This window comes from Streptomyces graminofaciens (genome assembly GCF_030294945.1).
In the GTDB taxonomy this organism is placed as follows: domain Bacteria; phylum Actinomycetota; class Actinomycetes; order Streptomycetales; family Streptomycetaceae; genus Streptomyces; species Streptomyces graminofaciens.
Genome location: NZ_AP018448.1, coordinates 8,750,497 through 8,772,538, shown reverse-complemented (window position 1 = coordinate 8,772,538; position 22,042 = coordinate 8,750,497). Strand labels below are relative to the sequence as shown.

The 22,042-nt window shown below is 69.2% G+C and carries 16 protein-coding genes, 1 tRNA gene and 2 pseudogenes; 10 read left to right on the top strand and 9 right to left on the bottom strand.

Going from position 1 to position 22,042, the window contains the following annotated elements:
• Nucleotides 1–192: 192 nt before the first annotated feature.
• Nucleotides 193–906, bottom strand: a complete 714-nt coding sequence (locus SGFS_RS38570; protein WP_286256846.1) for a hypothetical protein — start codon at nucleotides 904–906, stop codon at nucleotides 193–195.
• Between the two features lie 916 nt (nucleotides 907–1,822).
• Here SGFS_RS38570 and SGFS_RS38565 point away from each other — a divergent pair.
• Nucleotides 1,823–2,533: a tyrosine-type recombinase/integrase gene (locus SGFS_RS38565; RefSeq protein ID WP_286256845.1), complete on the top strand. Its 711-nt coding sequence runs from the start codon at nucleotides 1,823–1,825 to the stop codon at nucleotides 2,531–2,533.
• Nucleotides 2,534–3,376: 843 nt separating this feature from the next.
• On the opposite strand, the gene SGFS_RS38560 is transcribed toward SGFS_RS38565, so the two are convergent.
• Together SGFS_RS38560 and SGFS_RS38555 are read right to left on the bottom strand one after the other, a co-directional pair.
• Nucleotides 3,377–4,173, bottom strand: a protein-coding gene (locus tag SGFS_RS38560; protein ID WP_434025902.1) for an IS5 family transposase whose coding sequence is annotated in 2 segments (ribosomal slippage) — nucleotides 3,377–3,835 and nucleotides 3,838–4,173 — 795 coding nt in all. Because the reading frame shifts where the segments join, the coding sequence is not laid out codon by codon here.
• A 244-nt stretch (nucleotides 4,174–4,417) separates the two neighbouring features.
• Entirely contained in the window at nucleotides 4,418–5,326 is a 909-nt protein-coding gene (locus SGFS_RS38555; protein WP_286256844.1) for a LysR family transcriptional regulator, read from the bottom strand.
• 132 nt (nucleotides 5,327–5,458) lie between these two features.
• On the opposite strand from SGFS_RS38555, the gene SGFS_RS38550 reads away from it, so the two are divergent.
• Together SGFS_RS38550 and dctA are read left to right on the top strand one after the other, a co-directional pair.
• A complete protein-coding gene (locus tag SGFS_RS38550; protein ID WP_286256843.1) occupies nucleotides 5,459–6,577 on the top strand; it encodes a PrpF domain-containing protein in 1,119 nt (372 codons plus the stop codon).
• Nucleotides 6,574–8,007: a C4-dicarboxylate transporter DctA gene (dctA, locus tag SGFS_RS38545; RefSeq protein WP_286256839.1), complete on the top strand. Its 1,434-nt coding sequence runs from the start codon at nucleotides 6,574–6,576 to the stop codon at nucleotides 8,005–8,007. The genes SGFS_RS38550 and dctA overlap by 4 nt, the downstream gene beginning before the upstream one ends.
• Before the next feature lie 446 nt (nucleotides 8,008–8,453).
• Here the strand turns inward: dctA and SGFS_RS38540 are convergent.
• Nucleotides 8,454–8,542, bottom strand: a tRNA-Met gene (locus SGFS_RS38540).
• Between the two features lie 176 nt (nucleotides 8,543–8,718).
• Here SGFS_RS38540 and SGFS_RS38535 point away from each other — a divergent pair.
• Nucleotides 8,719–9,345: pseudogene (locus tag SGFS_RS38535) on the top strand (NADP-dependent oxidoreductase); the annotation flags it as partial.
• 189 nt (nucleotides 9,346–9,534) lie between these two features.
• Nucleotides 9,535–9,870 (top strand): annotated as a pseudogene (locus tag SGFS_RS38530) (MurR/RpiR family transcriptional regulator); the annotation flags it as partial.
• 49 nt (nucleotides 9,871–9,919) lie between these two features.
• Here SGFS_RS38530 and hutU read toward each other — a convergent pair.
• From hutU to SGFS_RS38505, 5 genes are read right to left on the bottom strand one after another with little or no spacing between them, the layout of a single operon-like run.
• The gene (gene hutU, locus SGFS_RS38525) at nucleotides 9,920–11,578 is read right to left on the bottom strand and encodes a urocanate hydratase (protein WP_286260280.1); all 1,659 of its coding nucleotides are present in this window, start codon (nucleotides 11,576–11,578) and stop codon (nucleotides 9,920–9,922) included.
• 5 nt (nucleotides 11,579–11,583) lie between these two features.
• Nucleotides 11,584–12,366: an enoyl-CoA hydratase-related protein gene (locus SGFS_RS38520; protein WP_286256837.1), complete on the bottom strand. Its 783-nt coding sequence runs from the start codon at nucleotides 12,364–12,366 to the stop codon at nucleotides 11,584–11,586.
• Entirely contained in the window at nucleotides 12,359–13,234 is an 876-nt protein-coding gene (locus SGFS_RS38515) for a 3-hydroxyacyl-CoA dehydrogenase family protein (protein ID WP_286256835.1), read from the bottom strand. The genes SGFS_RS38520 and SGFS_RS38515 overlap by 8 nt, the downstream gene beginning before the upstream one ends.
• A gap of 20 nt (nucleotides 13,235–13,254) precedes the next feature.
• Complete coding sequence (locus SGFS_RS38510) at nucleotides 13,255–14,478, bottom strand: CaiB/BaiF CoA transferase family protein (protein ID WP_286256833.1); 1,224 nt, start codon at nucleotides 14,476–14,478, stop codon at nucleotides 13,255–13,257.
• Entirely contained in the window at nucleotides 14,475–16,016 is a 1,542-nt protein-coding gene (locus SGFS_RS38505; RefSeq protein WP_286256831.1) for an HAL/PAL/TAL family ammonia-lyase, read from the bottom strand. Before SGFS_RS38505 ends, SGFS_RS38510 begins: the two co-directional genes overlap by 4 nt.
• 343 nt (nucleotides 16,017–16,359) lie before the next feature.
• Between SGFS_RS38505 and SGFS_RS38500 the strand changes: the two genes are divergently transcribed.
• The 5 genes from SGFS_RS38500 to SGFS_RS38480 are packed head-to-tail and all read left to right on the top strand — an operon-like array spanning nucleotide 16,360 to nucleotide 20,620.
• The gene (locus SGFS_RS38500; RefSeq protein WP_286256829.1) at nucleotides 16,360–17,070 is read left to right on the top strand and encodes an IclR family transcriptional regulator; all 711 of its coding nucleotides are present in this window, start codon (nucleotides 16,360–16,362) and stop codon (nucleotides 17,068–17,070) included.
• Entirely contained in the window at nucleotides 17,067–18,281 is a 1,215-nt protein-coding gene (locus tag SGFS_RS38495) for an ABC transporter ATP-binding protein (RefSeq protein WP_286256827.1), read from the top strand. The genes SGFS_RS38500 and SGFS_RS38495 overlap by 4 nt, the downstream gene beginning before the upstream one ends.
• Complete coding sequence (locus SGFS_RS38490) at nucleotides 18,278–18,931, top strand: ABC transporter permease (protein ID WP_286256825.1); 654 nt, start codon at nucleotides 18,278–18,280, stop codon at nucleotides 18,929–18,931. The genes SGFS_RS38495 and SGFS_RS38490 overlap by 4 nt, the downstream gene beginning before the upstream one ends.
• The gene (locus SGFS_RS38485; protein ID WP_286256823.1) at nucleotides 18,928–19,671 is read left to right on the top strand and encodes an ABC transporter permease; all 744 of its coding nucleotides are present in this window, start codon (nucleotides 18,928–18,930) and stop codon (nucleotides 19,669–19,671) included. Before SGFS_RS38490 ends, SGFS_RS38485 begins: the two co-directional genes overlap by 4 nt.
• A 10-nt stretch (nucleotides 19,672–19,681) precedes the next feature.
• Nucleotides 19,682–20,620 (top strand): ABC transporter substrate-binding protein, encoded by a 939-nt coding sequence (locus SGFS_RS38480; protein ID WP_055634690.1) that lies wholly within the window; start codon nucleotides 19,682–19,684, stop codon nucleotides 20,618–20,620.
• Nucleotides 20,621–22,042 lie beyond the last annotated feature (1,422 nt).

Below are 22,042 nucleotides of genomic sequence, written 5' to 3'. Positions count from 1 at the left end.
GCGTGACGGAGGGCGGCGGCGATGTTGGTCTGGGCCGTCCTGCCGGAAGTCGATGTCTCAGATCCTGCCGATCCGACACCCAACTGCCAAGCCGCACACTGGAATTCCGTTCGAAACGATCAGTAGAGCGATGCAGCTTCCCAATCTCACAGCTCATCCTCGACGGGCCGCTTGTCGCGGCGCCTACTGAAGTCACTCGGCTCCGGCTGGAATGCCATAGATGCCGTCGCCCGCCGGTGGCGCTTCCGGGATGTCGAGAGGACAGATTCCCCAGTGCCTGGCGATGGCCATGACGTGCCTCTCGGATGGCATGGCGGCATACCAGTCGTCCCAGTCGGATTCGTTCCAGGACGCCCTCCCCTCTTCCGCCCCCCTGATGCCGACACCCAGTTGCCGTTCGATCTCGGTTGGCTCACCGAGTCGCAGGGGCACGTCACCGTCATAGCAGTAGGCCCGGACGACTTGGCCGGCTTCCACTCTCGCCCAGGCGTGGTACTCGCAGATGCGATCGGTGCGGAAGTACTGAAAGTCGCCCAGGCGCTGGCCGAGTGACCGAAGCCAGGACAGGAGGGACGGACCGCTGTCCTCAACGCCGACGGGGAGGTGGACCCGGCCGTGAGCCAGCGTCCAGCCGTCCACTGGAGAGGCTACGAAGACGCCTCGCCGGTACGCCGCTTGTGTCCCCGCCTCCCAGTCCATTGTCACTCGCGTGAGCAACCCGAGCGCGTCGGCGACCTGCTCACTGTCGCCGCCGGGCACGGCCAGCCAGGACGTCTTGTAGCCGATTCCCACAGCAATCCCCTCCCACACGCGTACGCGTATCCTGCTGCACGGCTCCGACATGTGCCTTCCTGCCGAGCTGATGAAGCCGATCCGTCCGGCTGCCCGTATCAGCTTCCTTCTCATGCAGTGCTAGTGCTGTTCACACTCTTTCAGGCGGGACCGAAGGCTGAAGCCTCAGGGGCCGTCCGCCCGTGAGCACCAGAACTCGGCCGGCGGTGACGGCTGAAAAGTCAGGGGCCTCGCGTGAACAGGCTTCACCCGGTTCGCCGGTCTGACGAGTGACGTACCGTTATGCCCGGTAGTGCCAGGGGTGTCCGGACAGCAGAGAGGATCGACCGCAAGGTGGTACGCGGTTCGCGTGCGAAGACGGCCGCGGCAATCGGGCCGCCGGCCGCGATGGACCACCACGGCGTGGTCCTGGCCCAACGGCAGGCCGCCTCCATGAGCAACGAGATCCTCTCCTGTATTGGCAGGTCGAAGATTGGCAGGTCGAAGAACTGTCATGCGCTGGCGCCGCGATCCGAGCACCAGAAAGCTGACCATCGAGCGCGTCTACCTGATCACCAGCCTGGTCGTCTTCGATGCCCCCTGTACCGAGCTCTCCACCTGGGTCAGGGGCCACTGGGGCATCGAAAACCTCCTGCACCACGTCCGTGTGACCGTACGTTCCGCGAGGACGACTCCTAGGTCCGCACCGGAGCCCTGCCCCGCGCCATGGCTTCCTGCTTCCTTGCCGCAACCTCGACATCCGCGTCTTCCGCCAGGACGGCCCAGACCAACATCGCCGCCGTCCTCCGTCACACACCGGCCGCGACTAGCACCGGCCCCTACGAGCCGTCGGCCCCACGTGGCGAACCCGGACAGAACTCGATCATGCAATGCCCCTGGTTTCCTCTGGGGGCCGTTTCCTGCTGGGCTGGGCTCAACGGCGACCGTCGAAGCGGTCGTCACCCGTGTCGGCGGACAGGGTGTCGAGCTGGTCGGGGTCGGCCGGCTCGGTCAGTCCGTGCACGGCGGCGTCCATGCGGTCCTCGACTCCGTGAGCGACGACCGGCTCTGCACCATATGGAACGCGTTCATCTTCCGCGGTCCTCGCCGCGGCGAGATGTGCGCACTGTCGTGGCCGGAGGTCAGCCTGGATGGTTCATGGTTCCGCATATCCGCATATCCGCATATCCGCATATCCGCACAGATCGTCGAGATCGCCTACCGGCAGTTCAACGAAGCCCCGAAGCAGGACAGTGTGTGCACCGTCACACTCGACTCTCAGACCCGCGAGCTGTGGCGGGAGTGGCAGGCCACCCAGGCCCGGGAGCACGAGCAGTGGTCGGGCGAGGAGGCGTGGGTGGAAAGCAACCGGGTCTGGACCCGCGAGAACGGTGAGCCCCTGCATCCCGACCGGATCAGTCGTCGGTTCAACCGACTCGTGGGGCTGTCGGGCCCCCCCCGGCTGCACGACACGCGACACCTGCCGGCAACGCTGGCACTGCTGGGCAAGGCCGACATCAAAGTCGTCCAGGAGTGGCTGGGGCACAGCTCGCGCCAGATCACCTCGGACACGTACACGAGCGTCCTGCGGCAGCTCTTGACGGCCGAGGCGGAGTCCACGATCGCGGTCGTCCCTCGGACTGAGCAGAAAGGCTCAGGACGGGACAAGCGGTGCAAGGAAAAGGAGCAGGTCCAGGCCGCAGAGACAGAGCCCGCGGCCGAGAACGAAGGGCCGGATGAGGGACTGCGCCCCGCCGCGTGACCTGCGTCCTCAATTTGTCCTCACGATCATGAAACCATGGTCGTGCCAAGGTCGCCAGGATCCCTCAAAGCACCACCCTCTCAACAAAGTTGCTGGTCAGAAGGTTTCTCCTCGCGTAGCGAGTGGTGGGGCGGGTGGGACTCGAACCCACGGCCGACGGATTATGAGTCCTTTGAGGATCTTGGCGGTTGTTGCCGATCAACGCTCGTTCAAGACGTTTTTGCAGGCCAGAGGGGTTAACCTCTGCCGATGCTTCCAAAGCCTTGTCAGTCTGTTCCTGTCCTTGCGGCCTCAACTCGGCCTCAATGAGGCCCCAAGGGGCCAGAACGAAGGCATCGAGGGCGATCCCGCCAGCTCGAAAAGGCTGTCGAAACTCGCACGCAGCGGATTCCCCTTCCAGCGCACGGAAACTCCGACCGCCACTCCACGGGTGCGGGGAGCAGGGGCCGAGACGCCCCCACGGCGCGCCGGTGGATCCGGCGCACGTCGAGCAGTTGCCGCTCAGCCGCGTGGCCCTGCGCCGAGCAGGAGTGTGTCGACGGCGAGTGCGGCCAGCGCGTCCGGGTCCTGCGCGGTTGGATCCTGGTCGGCACCCGGCCCAACGAGGGCTTCACTCAGGAGGGAGCAGTACACCTGCCGCGTCCAATCCAGGGTCCGCGCCCGCGTCAGGAGACTGACGGTGTGCGTGTCGATCTCCGCCCAGAAATCGGCGGCGGCCTCCGTGTGGGCCTCGCCGTCACTCGGTACAGCGCGACGAGCGCGGGAGCGGCATCGGGCCGCGCCTCCTCGACCGCGTCGACGAACTGCTGCTTCGCCGACAAGGCGAGCGCCTTAGACGTCGTCTCATTTGGCGAGTCTGCGGTAGCAGATGAGGCTGCAGGCAATGGCGGTGAAGGCCAGGAAGTGTTCGGCCTTGCGTTCGTAGCGGCGGTGCAGACGGCGGCAGCCGCCCAGCCATGACATCGTGCGCTCGATAGTCCAACGGTGTCGGCCGAGTCGCGTGGAGGACTCGATGCCCTTGCGGGCGATGCGGTGCCGGATACCTCGCTTGCGTAGCCATCGGCGCAGGTGGTCGTAGTCGTAGCCTTTGTCCGCGTGCAGCTTGGCCGGCCGGCGTCTGCGCGGGCCGCGGCGGGAGCGGATCGGCGGGATGCCGCGCACCAGCGGCTCGAGTGCCTGGCTGTCATGCAGGTTCGCGCCGGAGATCCCGACCGAGAGGGGTAAACCGGTCCGCTCGGTGATCAAGTGGACCTTCGAGCCCTTCTTGCCCCGGTCTACAGGATTCGGACCTGTCAGGTCCCCCCTTTCAGGGCCCGCATGTTCACCGAGTCGATCGCGCAACGTGACCAGTCCAACTCTCCGCGCGAGCCCAGTTCGTCGAGGATGACGCGGTGCAGCTTCGCCCAGACCCGGGCGGCGGTCCACTCGGTGAAGCGCCGGTGCGCGGTCGGCCCCGAGGGGCCGAAGACCGGCGGCAACTGCCGCCAGGTGCAACCCGTCGTGGCCACGAAGATGATCGCGGCCAGCACCTCACGATCCCCGTACCGCCGCCGACCGCCGCCCTGCGGCCGCGATGGAGCAGGCGGGACCACCCACTGGAACAGTTCCCACAACTCGTCCGGCACCATGCGCTCGACCATCACCACATCGTGCAGACTACCCAGCACTCCAAATGAGACGACGTCTTAAGCAGCGCCTGCCAGTTGGCTAACCGGCGGTGCACCGTGACCCTGATCAGGCCCGCTGCTTCGGCGATCTGACGCCGGCCTATGTCGGCGAGAACGTGCGGGGCTTCTTCACCAACAGTCCGAGGATGTTCGACGGGGCCGGTCCGGCCGCCACCAACCGGCGCCGAAGTCACCGCGGACCTATCGGCGCGGCATGTCATGACGCCGTAGCGGCGGCGGCGCTGTTGCGGAGAAAGGCCGCGAAGGCCTGGGCGGCGGGGGTGAGGGCGTGGTCGCTCATGCGGACGAGGAGGATGCGGCGCACCGGGCCGGCGGGTTGCAGCGGCAGGATGCTGACACCGGCTCGGACGCCTTCCAGGGCAAGGGTGGGGGCGAGGGCGACGCCGATGCCGGCGGCGACCATGGCCTGGGCCTCCTGGTAGTCGTGGGCCTCGTAGGCGATCTGCGGCTCGAAGCCGGCTGCGTGGCAGCTGCGGGCGAGGGCCTCGGCCACCGGGTGGTGGTCGGCGCGGGTGATCCAGGGATCGTTCGCGAAGTCCGCGAGGGCGGCCGAAGGGCGGTCGGCCAGGGGGTGGCCCTGGCCGACGAGGAGGGCCGGGGGGTCGTCGACCAGTGCGGTGACGGCAATGTCCTCGCGGTCGATGCGGTTCCAGTCGTAGTCCCACATCAGGGACATCTCGATCTCCCGGTTCTCCAGCATCGCCCACAGGCCCGCGATGCGGGCGCTGCGCACCGTCAGCCGTACGTCCGGATGCGCTTCCCGGAAGGCGATCACGGCCCGCGGGAGGAGGGAGGCGCCGACGGTGGGGAAGGTTCCGACCCGGAGGGTGCCCGCGCGCAGTCCCGCGAAGTCGGCCAGCTCGTTCTCCGCGGCCGTCAGTTCGCGTTCGATCCGCTCCCCTCGCTCGGCCAGCGCGCGTCCCGCGTCGGTGAGTGTGACGCCCCGCGCATGGCGCTCCAGAAGGGGCTGCCCTGCTTCTACTTCCAGGCGACTGACCTGCTGGGACACCGCTGACGGCGTGTAGTTGAGGGCCCGTGCGGTAGCGGTGACCGAGCCCCGGCGGGCGACCTCGGTGAAGAGCAGGATGCGCCGGACGTCGAGCACAGCGCCACCTCCAGCGTTAACTTCAGCTTAATGCCCATGCAGATTTCCGAGATTGTACTTCATGCTCTTCGCGCCCACTGTGGATCGCATCCCGCACGGAAGTGCCGTCGGGGTTTCTACGAGGAGACCGTTGTGTTGCGTCTGCAGGGCGAGATGATCCGCGGAGGAACCAGCAAGTGCTGGATCTTCGACCACCACGACGTGGTGGCGACCGGCGTGGACGCCGACACCCTGTTGCTCGCCGCCTACAACGCCGCCGACCCCCGCCAGATCGACGGTGTCGGCGGTGCCTCCTCCACGACCTCCAAGGCCGCGATCGTCCGGAGGTCGGCCGAGCCGGGCATCGACGTCGAGTACGCGTTCGCGCAGGTCGGTATCGGTGACGAGCACGTGGAATGGGCCAGCAATTGCGGCAACTGCGCCACCGCCGTCGCTCTGTACGCCGTCCACAACGGCCTGGTGCCGATCACGTCGGACTCCACCACGGTGCGGATGCTCAACGTCAACACCGGGGCCCGCCTCACCGGCACCATCCCGACTCCGGGGCGTACGGCCCCCGAAGAGGGCACGGCGGTGGTGCCGGGCACCGCCGCGCTCGGTGTGCCGGTCCTGCTCGGCTTCCTGGACCCGGCGGGTTCGACCACGGGTCGTGCCCTGCCGACCGGCCGTTCCCTGGACACCCTCTCGGGGCCCGCCGGTCCCATCGAGGCGTCCCTGGTCGATGCCGGTGCCCCAGCCGCGCTGTTCGAGGCGAAGGCCTTCGGTCTTCAAGGCACCGAGTCCCTGGCCGAGTTCGCCGCGGTGGTGCCGGCGCTCACCGTGCTGCGCCGTCAGGCCGCCCTTGCCATGGGCCTGGCCAAGGAGAATGATCCCGTCAGCCACGCCGTGCCGAAGGTCGGCGTCCTCGCCCGCCCCGCTGCCTACCGCACCACCGACGGCACCCCGGTCGGACCGGACGAGTACGACCTGGCCGTCCGCATGGTCTCCATGCACGCACCCCACCCGGCGATCGGTCTCACCTCGGCCGTCGCACTGGCCACCGCAGCCGCGACTCCCGGCACCCTCGCCCATCGCGTCGCCGGGCAGACCGCCGACGGCACGCTGCGCCTGGGCACCCCAGCCGGGGTCGTCACCGCCCAGGCCGTACCCGCGGCGGACAGCGCCTCCCCCACGGTGCTGCTGCACCGCGCCGCCCGCCGCATCGCCCGAGCCGAACTCCTCGTTCCCGTCCTGGAAGGACGCCCCGCATGAGCCGCAACGACGCAGCCCCGGGCACCGTCACCGCTCCATCCGGCCGCATCCGCCGACTGCTGTCCCTGCTGTACGTCCAGTGTCTGATCGGTGTCCTTGCCGGGGCCGCGGTCGGCTGGTTGTGGCCGTCGTTCGGAGCCGACCTGAAGCCCCTGGGCGACGGTTTCATCGCGCTGGTACGCATGATGATCGCGCCGGTCATCTTCTGTACCGTCGTCCACGGCATCGCCTCCATGGGCAACGCGCGTGCCGTCGGGCGGGTCAGCCTCAAGGCGCTGATCTACTTCGAAGTCCTGACCACCGTCGCCATGGTGATCGGCCTGGTCGTCGTCAACCTCGTCAAGCCCGGCAGCGGACTGCACGTCGATCCCTCCACCCTCTCCACCGAGGGCCTGCCGCCGGAGGCCACTCAGAGCCACGAGAGCGTCTCCGCGTTCGTCCTCTCCAACATTCCGGACACCCTGCCCGGCGCGCTGACCGGCCACGAGATCCTGCCGGTGCTACTGGTCTCGGTCCTGTTCGGCTTCGGCCTGAACGCCGCCGGCGAGGCCGGCACGGGGATCACCCAGGGCGTCGAAAAGCTGTCCAAGGTCCTGTTCACGCTCATCCGCTGGATCATGCGGCTGGCCCCGATCGGCGCCTTCGGCTCCATGGCTTTCACCATCGGCAACTACGGTCTGGACACCCTGCGTCACCTCTTCCTGCTGGTCGGCTCCTTCTGGCTCACCGCCCTGTTCTTCGTCCTGGTCATCCTCGGGGCGGTCATGCGGGTCAACGGCCTGCGTCTGCTGCCCTTCCTCCGCTACATCAAGGAGGAGCTGCTGATCGTCCTCGGCACCTCGTCCAGCGAGCCGGTGCTGCCGCGCATGATGGCGAAACTGGAGCACGCCGGCGCCTCCAAGCCGGTCGTGGGCATCACACTGCCCGCCGGATACTCCTTCAACCTCGACGGCACCGCGATCTACCTGACCATGGGCTCGGTCTTCCTCGCCCAGGCCCTCGGCATCGACCTCAGCCTCACCCAGCAGCTGTCGATGCTCGCCGTCATGTTGCTCACGTCCAAGGGCGCCGCCGGGGTCACCGGCTCCGGCTTCATCGCCCTGGCCGCTACCCTCAGCGCCGTTCCGCACGTCCCCGTGGCCGCCTTGGCGCTCATCTTCGGCATCGACCGCTTCATGTCCGAGGCCCGTGCCCTGACCAGCGTGGTCGGCAACGGCGTCGCGACCCTGGCGGTGGCCAAGTGGGAAGGGGAGCTGGACGAGGACCGCGCCAGGGCCGTCCTCCGCGGCGAGATTCCGTACACCTCCGCCCCCGAGGCCGATCACACCCCCGCGCCGCACGCCGATCCCGCACCGGGTGAGAAGGCCGGGGACGCCGACGTCAAGGAAGCAGCCGGAACGGACCGTGCCCCCGTGCCGGCCGTCGGCTGACGTACCCACACAGCCGGTCCGGAGCTCGGGCTCCGGACCGGCTCTTCTCGCGATCAGGAGCACGGCACTCATGGCACCACCTTGGGTCGCTGCAGGGGGTGGGTAGTCGGTGCCGGGGCAGGATGCTCGGTCCGGGAGAAAGATGGCAGGCCGCCTGGCGGTCAGGTGGCGGTGGCCTGGGCCGTCTCCCGACACCCATCGTCACCGGGCACCACTTCCGGATCCTCGTGTCCAGCCAGCGTCCAGAATTCGACGTCCAGACGCTCACACAGCCCACCCACGACGCCATCCTTCAGCGGAAGCTGATACGTCTGCGCAGGTCAGAGCGACCCCAACGCACGCTAACGGCCACGGAGTTGAACTCACGAGCAGCGGATTCAGCCCCGTGGCCCAAAGTCCTGAATCAGCACGCCCGCTAAGACGTTTCCGCAGGTCAGAGGCCTGCATGGTGGGGCGGGTGGGACTCGAACCCACGGCCGACGGATTATGAGTCCATTGAGGATCTTGGCGGTCCTTGCCGATCAACGCTCATCCCTGACGTTTTCGCAGGTCAGATGCGGTAATCCATGTTGGGGCTCGTCACCCTTGTCGGTCTGTTCCAGTCCTTGTGGCCTCAACTCGGCCTCAATGAGGCCCGGCAGGATCGCACTGCAGAGATAGAGGGCGATCGCTCCAGCTCAAGGACGAGGTTTGAACCCGCGCGCAGCGGAGTTGGTCGCGCTGACCGCCTGGCAGGCCCTGGTCGAGCGGGCCAAGGTGCAGCCGGGCCAGAAGGTCCTCATCCACGCGGGCGCCGGGGGCCTCGGCTCCATCGCCGTCCAACTGGCCAAGGCGCTCGGCGCACACGTGGCCTCCACCGCCAGCACCGCCAAGGTCGACCTGGTGAAGGAGCTCGGCGCGGACGAGGTCATCGACTACCGCACGCAGGACTTCTCCGAGGTGCTCGAGGGCTACGACTTCGTACTCGACTCCCTCGGCGGCGAGAACCTCGCCAAGTCCTTCGGCATCCTCAAGCCCGGCGGCCTGGCCATCAGCGTGGCCGGCCCGCCCGACGCGGAGGTCGCCCGCGAGCTGGGCCTCAACGCGGTGATGCGCGCGGCCACGACCGTCCTGAGTGCCAAGACGCGGCGCAGCGCCAAGAAGCTCGGCGTCACGTACTCCTTCCTGTTCATGAAGGCCAGCGGCGACCAGCTCCGCGAGCTCGCCTCCCTCGTCGACACAGGGAAGATCCGCCCCATTGTCGACCGCGCCTTCCCGTTCGACGAGACCCTCCAGGCCATGGAGTACGTCGAGAAGGGCCGGGCGAAGGCCGGCAAGGTCGTCGTCTCGATGACGTGAGAGTGCGGAACGTGACCTTCCGTCCGGCTTGTGGTCGCTCGATAGCGTGATGTTGGGGCATCGTTGCCGGTCGGGCGTTCGAGGTTCGCTTGGATTGTGGCATGAGCATGCGCAAGCCGTACCCGAGCGATGTCACCGACGAGCAGTGGGAGCTCGTCGGCGCTGGTGCACCGGGCCCAGGCCGAGGGCCAGATCGACGCGGCCGTCCGCGCGGGCGCCTCCACGCTGCTGTGCTTCGCGCTGCCCTGGCATCCCCGCGAGGTCGTGGACACGCTGACGTACGCGAAGGAGGCCGGACTGACCGTCGTCAGGGTCGCCGACTCCGCGTTCGCGGCGGTCGCCAAGGTGTCCGACCTGCTGCTGCCGGCCGCCGTCGGCACCGGGCTCGCCTTCGACACCGCCCGCGCGCCGATGCTGCTGGGCCGGGTGCTGCTGGAGGCGATCTGCGACGACCTGCCGGACGCGCAGGCCCGGCTGGAGCAGTTCGACGCGGGGGAGGCGGCGCGCGGGCTGTTCGTGGAGTGAGCGGCGGTGACCTCGGCGCGTTCTGGGAGAGCGATGCGCGTTCCGGGGATCAGACGCCTTCGCGCATAGGCACCCGGACGCCCCGCTCGTCGGCGACCGTCTCCGCGATGTCGTAGCCGGCGTCGACGTGGCGGATGACGCCCATGCCGGGGTCGTTGGTCAGCACGCGGCGCAGCTTCTCTCCGGCGAGTGCGGTGCCGTCGGCGACGGAGACCTGGCCGGCGTGGATGGAGCGCCCCATGCCGACGCCGCCGCCGTGGTGGATGGAGACCCAGGACGCGCCGGAGGCCACGTTGACCATGGCGTTGAGCAGCGGCCAGTCGGCGATCGCGTCGGAGCCGTCGAGCATGGCTTCGGTCTCGCGGTACGGGGAGGCGACGGAGCCCGAGTCGAGGTGGTCGCGGCCGATGGCGAGCGGGGCGGCCAGCTCACCACTGGCGACCATGTCGTTGAACCGCTCGCCGGCCTTGTCCCGCTCGCCGTAGCCGAGCCAGCAGATACGGGCGGGCAGGCCCTGGAAGTGGACGCGCTCGCCGGCCATCTTGATCCAGCGGTGCAGGGATTCGTTCTCCGGGAAGAGCTCCAGGATCGCCTTGTCGGTCTTGTGGATGTCGGAGGCCTCACCGGACAGGGCGGCCCAGCGGAAGGGCCCCTTGCCCTCGCTGAACAGCGGCCGGATATAGGCAGGCACGAAGCCGGGGAAGGCGAACGCCCGCTCGTATCCGGCGAGTTGGGCCTCGCCGCGGATCGAGTTGCCGTAGTCGAAGACCTCGGCGCCGGCGTCCATGAAGCCGACCATCGCCTCGACGTGCTTGGCCATGGACTCACGGGCGCGGGTGGTGAAGCCCGCCGGGTCCTTGGCCGCGGCGTCGGCCATGTCGTCGAAGTCGACGCCGACGGGGAGGTAGGCGAGGGGGTCGTGGGCCGAGGTCTGGTCGGTCACGATGTCGATGGGGGCGCCCTCGGCGAGCATCTGCGGGAGCAGTTCGGCCGCGTTGCCGAGCAGGCCGATCGACAGAGGCCGGCGGGCGTCCCGGGCCTCCACCGCCAGCTGCAGGGCGTGCTGCAGCGAGTCCGCGCGCACGTCGAGGTAGCGGTGCTCGATACGGCGCTCGATGGCGCGCGGGTCGACGTCGATGCAGATCGCGACGCCGTCGTTCATGGTCACGGCGAGGGGCTGCGCGCCGCCCATGCCGCCGAGGCCGGCCGTCAGCGTGATCGTGCCCTCGAGGGTGCCGCCGAACTTCTTCGCGGCGACGGCGGAGAAGGTCTCGTAGGTGCCCTGGAGGATGCCCTGCGTACCGATATAGATCCAGGAACCGGCGGTCATCTGCCCGTACATGGTCAGGCCCAGGGCCTCCAGGCGGCGGAACTCCTCCCAGTTGGCCCAGTCGCCGACCAGGTTGGAGTTGGCGATCAGGACCCGCGGGGCCCACTCGTGGGTCTGCATCACCCCCACCGGACGGCCGGACTGCACCAGCATCGTCTCGTCCTGCTTCAGGGTCCGCAGGGTGCGGACCATCGCGTCGAACGACCGCCAGTCCCGCGCCGCCTTTCCCGTGCCGCCGTAGACGACGAGCTTGTCGGGGTGCTCGGCGACTTCCGGATCCAGGTTGTTCTGCAGCATCCGCAGCGCCGCCTCCTGCTGCCAGCCCTGCGCGCTGAGCGAGCTCCCGCGGGGAGCGCGCACGGTCCTCGGTCCAGAAATTCCAGTCATCGTTCGTTGCTCCGGCGCTTGTCGAGGAAGGCCCGCAGGCCCTGGGTGTGGTCGTCGGTGGAGGCGTTGAGGGCGGCCAGGCGGCGTTCGGTGCGGATGCCGGCGGAGAGGGGCGTCTCGAAGGCCGTCAGCACCGCCTCCTTCGCCAGTCGGACCGCGGTCGCGGGGTGGGCGGCGATGGTGCGGGCCGTGTCGTGGGCTGTGCGGTCGAGCTGGTCGGGGGGTACGACGCGGCTGACGAGGCCGGCGGCGAGGGCTTCGGGGGCGGTGATGGTGCGGCCGGTGAGGATCATGTCCATCGCGAGGGCCTTGCCGACCGCGCGGACGAGGCGTTGGGTGCCGCCCGCACCGGGGATCGCACCGAGACGCAGCTCGGGCTGGCCGAAGCGGGCGGTGTCCGAGGCGATGACGAGGTCGCAGATCATGGCGAGTTCGCAGCCGCCGCCCAGGACATGACCGTTGACCGCCGCGACGAGAGGGATGCGGGTGGCGTACAGGGCCTCCCACAGGTCGCTGAAGTCGTCGAGGTACGTGCCGACCGGGCCGGACTCCGAGAGTTCCGCCAGGTCGGCGATGTCGGCGCCGGCCGCGAAGAGGCGTTCCGTGCCGCTGATGACGACGCAGCGGACGTCGGGGTCGGCGTCCCAGGCGCGTACGGCGTCCAGCAGAGCCGTCATCATGGCGCGGCTCAACGCGTTGGCCGCTTCGGGGCGGTGGAGGCGGACGTGGCCGACCGCATCCTCGGTACGGGTCAGAATGGTGCCGGTGCCGTCAGCCATCGTGGGTCAACTGCCTGACGACGGCGTCCCGGTGGGCCTTGACCCGGTCGACCCGTTCGCCGGGCCACTCGTAGAAGCCGCGTCCCGACTTGGCGCCCAGAGCGCCTTCGGCCACCAGTTTCCTCACGGACTCCGGCACCTCGGCCGAGCGGCTCAGCTCGGGCATCAGGATCGCCGACACCTGCTCGACCACGTCCAGCCCGGCCAGGTCCATCAGCTCCAGTGGGCCGCAGGCCGCCCAGCGTGGGGCGAGCGTCGTACGCACCGCCAGGTCGGCGTCCGCCACGGAGGTCACGCCCGAATCCACCAGGTGCAGCACCTCGCGCAGCACCGCGTACTGGATACGGTTGACGACGAAGCCGGGGACATCCGCCCGTACGACGACGGGCAGCTTGCCGAGCCGCCGGGTCAGCGACTCGGCGCGCTCCATCGCCGTCGCGGTGGTGGCCTCGCCGGCGACGAGTTCGACGAGCGGCATGACCGGCGCGGGATTGAACCAGTGCATGCCGAGGAACCGGCCGGGATCGTCAAGTGCCGTGCCCAGCAGGGTGATCGGCACGCTGGAGGTGTTGGTGGTGAGCAGGCAGTCCGGTGTCACCGCGGCCTCGATCGAGGCGAGGACGTCCTGCTTGAGGGCGACCACTTCGGCGACGTTCTCGCTCACCACGTCCGCGCCGTCCAGCGCCTCCGACAGCGAACGCGTGCGGAGGACCTCGTCCGGGACGAGGGCGCGCGCGGCGTCCAGGGTGGCTTCGCTGCGGGACCACAGGGCTACCCGGCAGCCCGCTCGGGCGAAGACCTGGGCGATGCCCGCGCCCATGGTCCCGGCGCCGATCACCGCCACGGTGGGCAGTTTCTTCTCCGGCATGTCTCTCTCCATTCGAGGGCTCAGATCGCGCCACGGGCGCGCAGGCCCGCGATCTCGTCGGGGCTCAGCCCGAGCGCGGCGGCCAGCACCTCGTCCGTGTGCTGCCCGAGGACCGGCGCGGGTGCGGGGGCGGCGGGCTGCGCTCCGGAGAAGCGGACGGGCTGTCGCATCACGGCGACCTCGCCGGCCACCGGGTGCCGTGCGGTGCCCAGCAGCTGTCGCTGCTGCGCGTGGTCGCTGTCCAGGGCCTCCTTGAGGCTCCAGATGGGACCTGCCGGTACGCCCGCCGCCTCCAGCCGGTTCACGGCCTGGTCGACCGTCAGGCCACGCGTCCAGTTCTCGATCAGTACCCGGAGTTCGGCGTGGTGGCGGGCGCGCTGGGCGTCCGTGGCGAAGCGGGGGTCGTCGAGGAGTTCGGGCATGCCGGTCTCCTTGCACAGACGGGCGAAGAGGGCGTCGTTGGCGACCGCGAGGACGACCTGTCCGTCGCGGGCGGGGAAGCTGTCCATGGGGGCGGAGACCGGATGACGGTTGCCGATCCGCTCGGGTTCGGTGCCGTCGGCGGTGAACTGGGACAGCGACACGACGAGCAGGGACAGCACGGAGTCGAGCATGGCGACATCCACGTGCTGCCCGTGCCCGGTGACGTCGCGTTGCCGGAGCGCGGCCAGGGCACCGTACGAGCCGTACATCCCGGCGACGACGTCGCCGATGGACTCGCCGACGCGGGTCGGGCCGGTGCCGGGCCAGCCGGTGAGGCTCATGATGCCGCCCATGGCCTGGATGATGTGGTCGTAGGCGGGGCGGTGGGCGAGTGGTCCGGTCTGGCCGAAGCCGGAGATGCTGACGTACACCAGGCGCGGGTTGACGGCGGACAGGGTGTCGTAGTCGATGCCGAGGCGGTCGGTGACGCCGGGCCGGTAGTTCTCGATCAGGATGTCCGTGTCGCGCACCAGGCGGTGCAGCAGGTCGCGGCCCTCGTCGGACTTCAGGTTGAGGGTGATGCCGCGTTTGCCCCGGTTGAGCATCATGAAGTACGAGCTCTCACCGTTGATGTGAGGAGCAAAGTGCCGGGAGTCGTCGCCGGCGCCGGGCATCTCGACTTTGGTGACCTCGGCTCCGAGGTCACCGAGCAGCGCCCCGCAGAGCGGACCGGCCAGGACCCGGGAGAGGTCGAGGACCTTGACGCCGGACAGCGGGCGGCCCTGATCTGCGTTGTTCTCGCTCGTCACCGTGCTCTTCATCGGGCCAGTCCTCCCACTACTGCTTCCACGGCCGCCACGAGGCTGCCGTCCGCGACCAGCTCCCGGGCCGCCGCGAGGTCGGGGTACATCTCGCGGTCCTCCTCCAGGACGGCCACCCGTTCCCGGACCGCTCGGTACGCGGCCCCCGTCCCGGCTCCCGGGCGCAGGGTGCCGTGGTGCTCCAGCCCCTGCGCCGCCGCCAGGATCTCGATGCCGAGGCCCTGCTGTGCGTACTCGACCGCCTGCCGGGCCTGCCAGCCGGCGGGGACGCCCATGCTGACGTGGTCCTCCTGCATCGCCGAGGTCGGGATGTTGTGCACGGAGGCGGGCTGGGCGAGTGCGCGGGCCTCGGCGGCCAGCGAGGCGGCGACGTACTGCGGGATCATGAAGCCGGAGTCCTCGCCGCCGGGGGCCGCGAGGAAGGCCGGCAGTTCGCTGAAGTGGGCGTTGGTGAGGCGGTCGGTGCGCCGCTCGGAGATGTTGAGCAGGTGGGTGACGGCGATGGCGAGGACGTCCAGTGCCATGGCGACCGGGGCGCCGTGGCCGTTGCCGCCGGTGTGGGCGGTGAGCTCGTCGCCGGCGACGGAGAACAGCGGGTTGTCGGTGATCGAGTTGGCCTCGATGGTGACCGTGCGCTCGGCGTAGTCCAGCGCGTCGCGCACGCTGCCGTGGACCTGGGGCGCGCAGCGCAGGCTCAGCGGGTCCTGGAGGCGGTGGTGACGGTGCGCCGCCACGATCGCGCTGCCGTCGAGCAGGGCGCGCAGGTTCGCGGCGGTGGCCGCCTGGCCGGGGTGCGGGCGGACCTGCTGGACGCGGGGGTCGAAGGCGCGGTCGTTGCCGCGCAGGGCCTCCAGGCTCATCGCCGCCGCTATGTCGGCGGCGGCGGTCAGCAGCCGGGCGTCGTGGACGGCGAGCGCCGCCATCGCGGTCACCTCGTACGTGCCGCTGACCAGGGCGTGGCCCTCGCGGGGGCCCAGTTCGAGAACGGGCAGACCGGCGCGGCGCATCGCCTCGGCGCCGGGCAGCAGCTCGCCCTCGAAGTACGCCCGGCCGAGACCGGCCGTGACCAGGCCGATGTGTGCGGTGCCGATCAGATAGCCGACCGAGCCGCGGCCGGGGGACCAGGGGGTGACGCCTCGGTTGAGCATCGCGACGAGGGTCTCGACCAGACCGAGGCCCACTCCGCTGCGGCCCTGGGCCATCGCCCGCACGATCAGGAGGATCATGGCGCGCATAACTTCGGGCGGGTAGGGCTCGCCCACCCCGCAGGCATGGCTCTTGAGCATCTTCAGCTGGGCCGACGACACGTGCTCCGGGGCGACCGACACGTCGTAGAGGTCGCCGACGCCCGTGGTGAGCCCGTAGACGGGCGGTCCGTCCGCGTCGAGGCCCGCGAGCATCCGGACGCGCATGCCCTTGACCGCCAGGGCGGCTTCCTCGGTGAGCAGCACCGGGGCGCCGTGCCGCGCCACCGCCACGATGTCGTCAATGGACAGCGGCGTGGATCCGATGGCCACCGGCTCCCGAGAATCACTCACGGTATTCCTTCCCAGCGGTGCGTGTGTATGGAATCGGACGCTATGGACGCCCGGTTTCACGTCTCACTCGCCGAGGTTTCTGCCCGATGAAACCCGATTGCCACCAGGTGGCAGAGCGGCCTGCTCAGGATGTTCTTTCGGGCTCCGCGCATATCTGTGGCAGTGCAATCCAGCCCTTCGGGGAGAATTTCTCCTGCCGGGCGGTGACTCTTCGTGCGCAAATCGCCACCATGCGTTTCGCGTATTCCGTCTGGTGGCAATCGGGATTCACTCAACAGAAACCGTACTGAATACATCTGAAAAGAACCGTCCCTAGTGTTGCGACCTATTCAGGAGGTGGGGCATGGGTGAAACGTCGACACGGACTGCGGAGCGGGCGATGGCTCTGCTCGGCGTGGTCTGCGAGCACGGGGCCATCACCCTGGCGGAGAGCGCCCGGGAGACCGGGCTGGCGGCCAGCACCGCGCTGCGCCTCTTGCGCGCGCTGGAGAACGGCGGTTTCGTACGACGCGAGGCCGACGGATCGTTCCGCCCCGGCACCCGGATCGTGCAGTTCGGGGCACGGGCCCTGAGTCACGAGTCCCTGGTGCCGTACTGCCGCGAGGCGATGGAACGGATCGTCGCGGTGACCCGGGAGTCGGTGTACCTGAGCATCCCCTCGCACGAGGACACCGCCCTGTACATCGCGATCACCGAGGGCACTCACTCGGTCCGGCACACCAGTTGGGTGGGCCGGACGATCCCCCGGCGCGCCAGCGCGGTCGGGGCGGTGTTCGCGGGGGAGACGCCGGCCCGGGGTTACGTCGTCGTGGAGGACGGCGTCGAGAACGACGTCACCGCGATCGCGGCACCACTGCTCACCGGGTCCAGGGTGATCGCCGCCCTGAGCGTGGTGGTCCCCGACTACCGGCTGCGCGGCGACAAGGTCGTACGGATCGGGGTCCGGCTCGCCGGTGAGGCCCACGACCTGTCGCGTTCGCTCGGCGGGCAGCTACCGCCGCCGGCACAGCTGGCACAGCCGACATACGGCCCCGTAACGGAGAGAATGTCATGATCCGATTCGACAACGTCACCAAGGCATATCCGGACGGTACGGTCGCCGTCGACCGGCTCAGCCTGGAGGCACCGACCGGGAAGATCACCGTTCTGGTGGGGCCGTCCGGCTGCGGCAAGACCACCTCCATGCGCATGGTCAACCGCCTGATCGAGCCCACCTCCGGCACCATCACGCTGGGCGGACAGCCGGTCTCCGGGACCGACGCCACCGAGCTGCGGCGGAAGATCGGTTACGTCATCCAGCACGCCGGCCTCTTCCCGCACAAGAACGTCGCCGACAACGTCATGGCGCTGCCCCGGCTCCTCGGGCTCGGCCGCCGCGAGGCCCGGACCCGGGCCCTGGAACTGCTGGAACGGGTCGGCCTCGGCCCGCAGTTCGCCGACCGCTACCCCTGGCAGTTGTCCGGCGGCCAGCAGCAGCGCGTCGGTGTCGCCCGCGCGCTGGCCGCCGACCCGCCCTACCTGCTGATGGACGAGCCGTTCAGCGCCGTCGACCCGGTCGTACGCGCCCAGTTGCAGGAGGAGTTCCTCCGCCTCCAGCGCGAGATCGGCAAGACGATCGTGCTGGTCACCCATGACATCGACGAGGCGCTCAAGCTCGGCGACCAGGTCGCGGTGCTCCGCGAGGGCGGGCGGCTCGCACAGGCCGCGGCCCCGGCCGAGCTGCTGGCCCGGCCCGCCGACGCCTTCGTCGCGGGCTTCGTCGGCCGTGACCGGGGCTACCGGGCGCTGGGCTTCGCCGGTACGGGAGACGGCGTGATTCCCGCCGCCGAGCCTGCCGTCGTGCTCGGCGCGACGCGCGCCGAGGCCGAGGCGGCGGCGCTGGACGGCTGGATCCTGGTCACCGCCCCCGGCGGTGAGCCGATCGGCTGGGCCGCGCTCGACCGGCTCGACGGCGACCGGGTCACCGAGCAGGACCTCAACCTCAGCGCCACCACGGCCCGTACGGACGGCACCCTCCGCGAACTGCTGGACGCGGCACTGTCCTCTCCCAGCGGTCGCGGTGTCCTGGTCGACGCCGAAGGGCACCTGGCCGGGACCGTGTCGCCGACAGCCGTGGCCCGCGCGATCGAAGAGGCCGCGTCGGTGACCGCCCCTGCGGGGGCCATCGCCGGGTCCGCCGTCGAGTCCGCCGCAGGGGTCACCGCCGGGTCCGTCGAGCCCGCCGCCGGGTCCGCCGCCGAGGCCCCCGCCGGGAGCCACCTGTGACCGCCGCGGAATGGCTCCGCCGCAACGCCGGAGAGATCGCCGACCTCACCGCATGGCACCTCTGGCTGTCCATACTGCCGCTGCTCATCGGCCTGCTGGTCGCGCTGCCGCTGGGCCGGCTGGCCCACCGCAGCCGCCGGCTCTACCCGATGCTGGTGGCGCTGGCCGGGCTGGTCTACACGGTGCCCTCCCTCGCTCTGTTCATCCTGCTGCCGAAGTTGCTCGGCACCCGGATCCTCGACCCGGTCAACGTGGTCATCGCGCTGAGCGTCTACACAACGGCGCTCCTGGTGCGGGTCGTGGCCGACGGGCTGGCGGCCGTACCCGCCGACGTCATCCAGTCCGCCCACGCCATGGGCTACCGGTCGCACCAGCGGCTGATACGGATCGAACTGCCCATCGCCGTACCGGTCATCGCCGCCGGGCTGCGGGTCGCGGCGGTCTCCAACGTCAGCATCGTGTCGATGGCCGCGCTGCTCGGTGTGCCGCAGCTCGGCTCGCTGTTCACGCAGGGCTTCCAGCTGCACTTCTTCACCCCGATCGTCACCGGCGTCGTACTGAGCCTGGTCATCGCGCTGGTGCTGGACGGGCTGATCCTGCTCGCCGGCCACTCGCTCACCCCTTGGCAGCCCAGGAGGTCCGCCCGATGAGCACGAGCATCACCGGCTGGCTCACCGATCCCGTCAACTGGAGCGGTCCCGACGGCATCCCCGCCCAGACCCTGGCCCACCTCGAACTGTCCGGCATGGCGCTGACCATCGCCCTCGTCATCGGCGTGCCCGTCGGCCTCCTGATCGGTCACACCGGGCGCGGCGCCTTCCTGGTCGGCGGCCTCGCCAACGCGCTGCGTGCCCTGCCGACGCTGGGTGTGCTGATGATCGCGGTGCTGCTGATCACCCCGCACATCGCCTCCGACCTGGCGTTCACCATTCCGAGCCTGATCGTGCTCGTCCTGCTCGCGGTGCCGCCGATCCTGACCAACACCTACGCGGGTGTCTTCGCGGTGGACGCCGCTGCCGTCGACGCCGCGCGCGGCATGGGCTGGCGTGGCCGGGACATCCTGCTGCGCGTTCAACTGCCGTGCGCGCTGCCGCTGATCCTGTCCGGGATCCGGGCCGCGGCGCTCCAGATCATCGCGACCGCGACCGTGGCTGCTTACGTCTCGCTCGGCGGTCTCGGCCGGTTCCTCATCGACGGCCTCGCCCAGAGCGACTACGCGCAGATGGCGGGCGGAGCGATCCTCGTCGCCGCGCTCGCCCTGGCCGTCGAACTCCTCCTGCTCGGGCTGGCCAGGCTCCTCGTCTCGCCCGGCCTCACCCGCAGGGTCTCCCGCCGCACTTCCCCTCCCGCAGTACCGGCATCCGCCACCGCCACCGCCACCGCACAGTGAAGAGAGTCCCATGAACAGCGCGTCCACAAGAAGCAAGAAGCTCCTCGGCCTCGCGGCCTTGACCGCCACCGGCGCCCTCGTCCTCACCGCGTGCGGCAGCGGCGGTGACCCTATGAGCACCAGCGCCACGGCCGGCGCCTCGTCCGCCGCCGACACCATCACCGTCGGGTCGGCGAACTTCACGGAGAGCCAACTCCTCGCCACCATCTACGCGGAGGCGCTGAAGGCCAAGGGCGTCAAGGTCAAGACCCGGCTGAACATCGGCAGCCGGGAGACGTACATCCCCGCGCTCAAGGACGGCTCGATCGATCTCCTCCCGGAGTACACGGGCGCGCTGCTCCAGTACTTCGACCCGAAGACGAAGGCCAGCAGCCCGGCCGAGGTCTCCGCCGCGCTGACCAAGGCGCTGCCCTCTGGCATCTCCGCGCTCAAGCAGTCCACGGCGGAGGACAAGGACGTGCTGGCCGTCACCCAGAAGACGGCGACCGCCCACGACCTCACCACCATCTCCGACCTCGCCCCGGTGGCCGGCACGATGGCACTGGGCGCACCGCCGGAGTGGAAGACCCGGGTCAACGGCGTGGTCGGGCTGAAGAGCGTCTACGGGTTGTCCTTCAAGAAGTTCGTCTCGCTGGACGCCGGAGGCCCGCTGACCCTCGCCGCCATCACCAACAACCAGGTGCAGGTCGGTGACCTGACCAGTACGGACCCCGCCATCGCCAAGAACAAGCTCGTCACCCTCAAGGACGACAAGAACCTCTTCCTGGCCGAGAACATCCTGCCCGTCATCAACAAGGACAAGGTCACCCCCACCGTCACCAGCACCCTCAACGCCGTGTCCGCGGCGCTGACCACCGAGGGACTCATGGAGCTGAACAGCAAGGTCGCCAAGCTCGACGACATGAGCGACGTCGCCAAGGCCTGGCTCACGTCCGCCGGTCTGAGCTGATCTCCATCGCCTTCTCAGCCTCGTCTCACGTTCTCTCGCCAATCTGGGTCTTCGAACTTGAGCGGTGTGCCCTTCGTGTGCGCTGACTGACAGTCACTGCATGGTGGTGGGTGGGCTGTTGGTGGCCCTGGACGCAGGACGCCCGTGGTCCTGGGCGATCATTTCTGTTCTCTAGGCAGAATGATCGTCTGGGAGCCACGGGCTTGGTCAACGATACGACGTTGCTGCTGGACCTCGACGGGGTGTCCGTCATGCGGGTCGAGCGGCTTCAGTGCGGTGGGCGCCGGGTCCATCTGGCCACGGCGGATGCCTCGGCCAGGGCCTGCCCGGCCTGCGGGGTCTTCGCCTCCCGCGTGAAGGGCTGGGCGGCCCTTACCAATCAGTGCCGATTCACGCCGTTCTTGCAGGTCAGGTGGGTTGATGTATGTCGGTGCTCCTCAACCCTTGTCGGTCTGTTCCTGTCCTTGCGGCCCCAACGCGGCCTCAATGAGGCTCAACGGGACCAGACCAAAGGTTTGGGGGACGATCGCGCCAGCTCGGAAAAGGGTCTCGAACTCGCCCGCAGCGGATTGACCTTCCAACGCGCAGAGGCTGCGCTCGTGGATCGGGTCAGCCGAGGACATAGGTCTTGTCACCGAGGGGTGTTGCCGCACCTGAGCGGAGTGCGGGTGGAGCAAGCGAGCCCAGAGGGCGGGGTGTTGCGCATCGTGGCCTCAACCCCGGAGTGGGCTCCGGTGCCGGTCGGCGCGTGAGTCCCTTCGGTCGGATCTTTCTGTCGCAAGATCGTTCCTACCAGGGGCCCTGCATCTGCCTGAACTTGGGGATGCCGCAGATCACGCGACGCACCTCGCACTCACGGACGGTGGCCGACGGTTACCGGGAACAGCTCATCGGAGACGAAGAGTGCGCTCGTTCCCTTTCGTCAGCACGGGCGCGGATCCCTTCATTCGAACAGTATCCGGTTCCGTCTCGCTTCAGGCATAGCAGACCCAGCAGTCGACCGAAATCATCGACCACCGCCAACCGACGTCGCGCCTCGAATCTCATCGCTGTTGTAGCAGCATCAAGTGGGTATGACGCCAGCACCGTTCTGCCGACGAGAGTTCCGAACTCCGTGACGGCCGCGGAATTGGAGGCGGATTCGGGGATGTCCGGTCGCTCGATCGTCGTCATGAGCCGTCCGTCGTCCGGGTGGACGACCAGGGCCATGTGGACGTGATCGTCGCTGAAAAAAGCTCGGAGGTCGTCCACCCTGGAGAGCGGTCCCAGGGTCTTGGGACAGGTGACCATGACATCTGCGACGCGACTCCGCACAGCGGATTCACAGGTCATGGATCTGCCAGTGACGTTGCTCATTACAGGTACCTGTACTTCATCTTCGATTCCTCATCTCACGGCATTGCTCCGAAACTGAAATGCCTT

Coding starts and splice junctions, on each gene's coding strand:
- SGFS_RS38520 (WP_286256837.1), bottom strand. CDS start 12,366: ATGGCTGACGGCACCGGCACCATTCTGACCCGTACCGAGGATGCGGTC.
- SGFS_RS38500 (WP_286256829.1), top strand. CDS start 16,360: ATGGGTGAAACGTCGACACGGACTGCGGAGCGGGCGATGGCTCTGCTC.
- SGFS_RS38485 (WP_286256823.1), top strand. CDS start 18,928: ATGAGCACGAGCATCACCGGCTGGCTCACCGATCCCGTCAACTGGAGC.
- SGFS_RS38480 (WP_055634690.1), top strand. CDS start 19,682: ATGAACAGCGCGTCCACAAGAAGCAAGAAGCTCCTCGGCCTCGCGGCC.
- SGFS_RS38510 (WP_286256833.1), bottom strand. CDS start 14,478: ATGAAGAGCACGGTGACGAGCGAGAACAACGCAGATCAGGGCCGCCCG.
- dctA (WP_286256839.1), top strand. CDS start 6,574: ATGAGCCGCAACGACGCAGCCCCGGGCACCGTCACCGCTCCATCCGGC.
- SGFS_RS38570 (WP_286256846.1), bottom strand. CDS start 906: ATGAGAAGGAAGCTGATACGGGCAGCCGGACGGATCGGCTTCATCAGC.
- SGFS_RS38495 (WP_286256827.1), top strand. CDS start 17,067: ATGATCCGATTCGACAACGTCACCAAGGCATATCCGGACGGTACGGTC.
- SGFS_RS38515 (WP_286256835.1), bottom strand. CDS start 13,234: ATGCCGGAGAAGAAACTGCCCACCGTGGCGGTGATCGGCGCCGGGACC.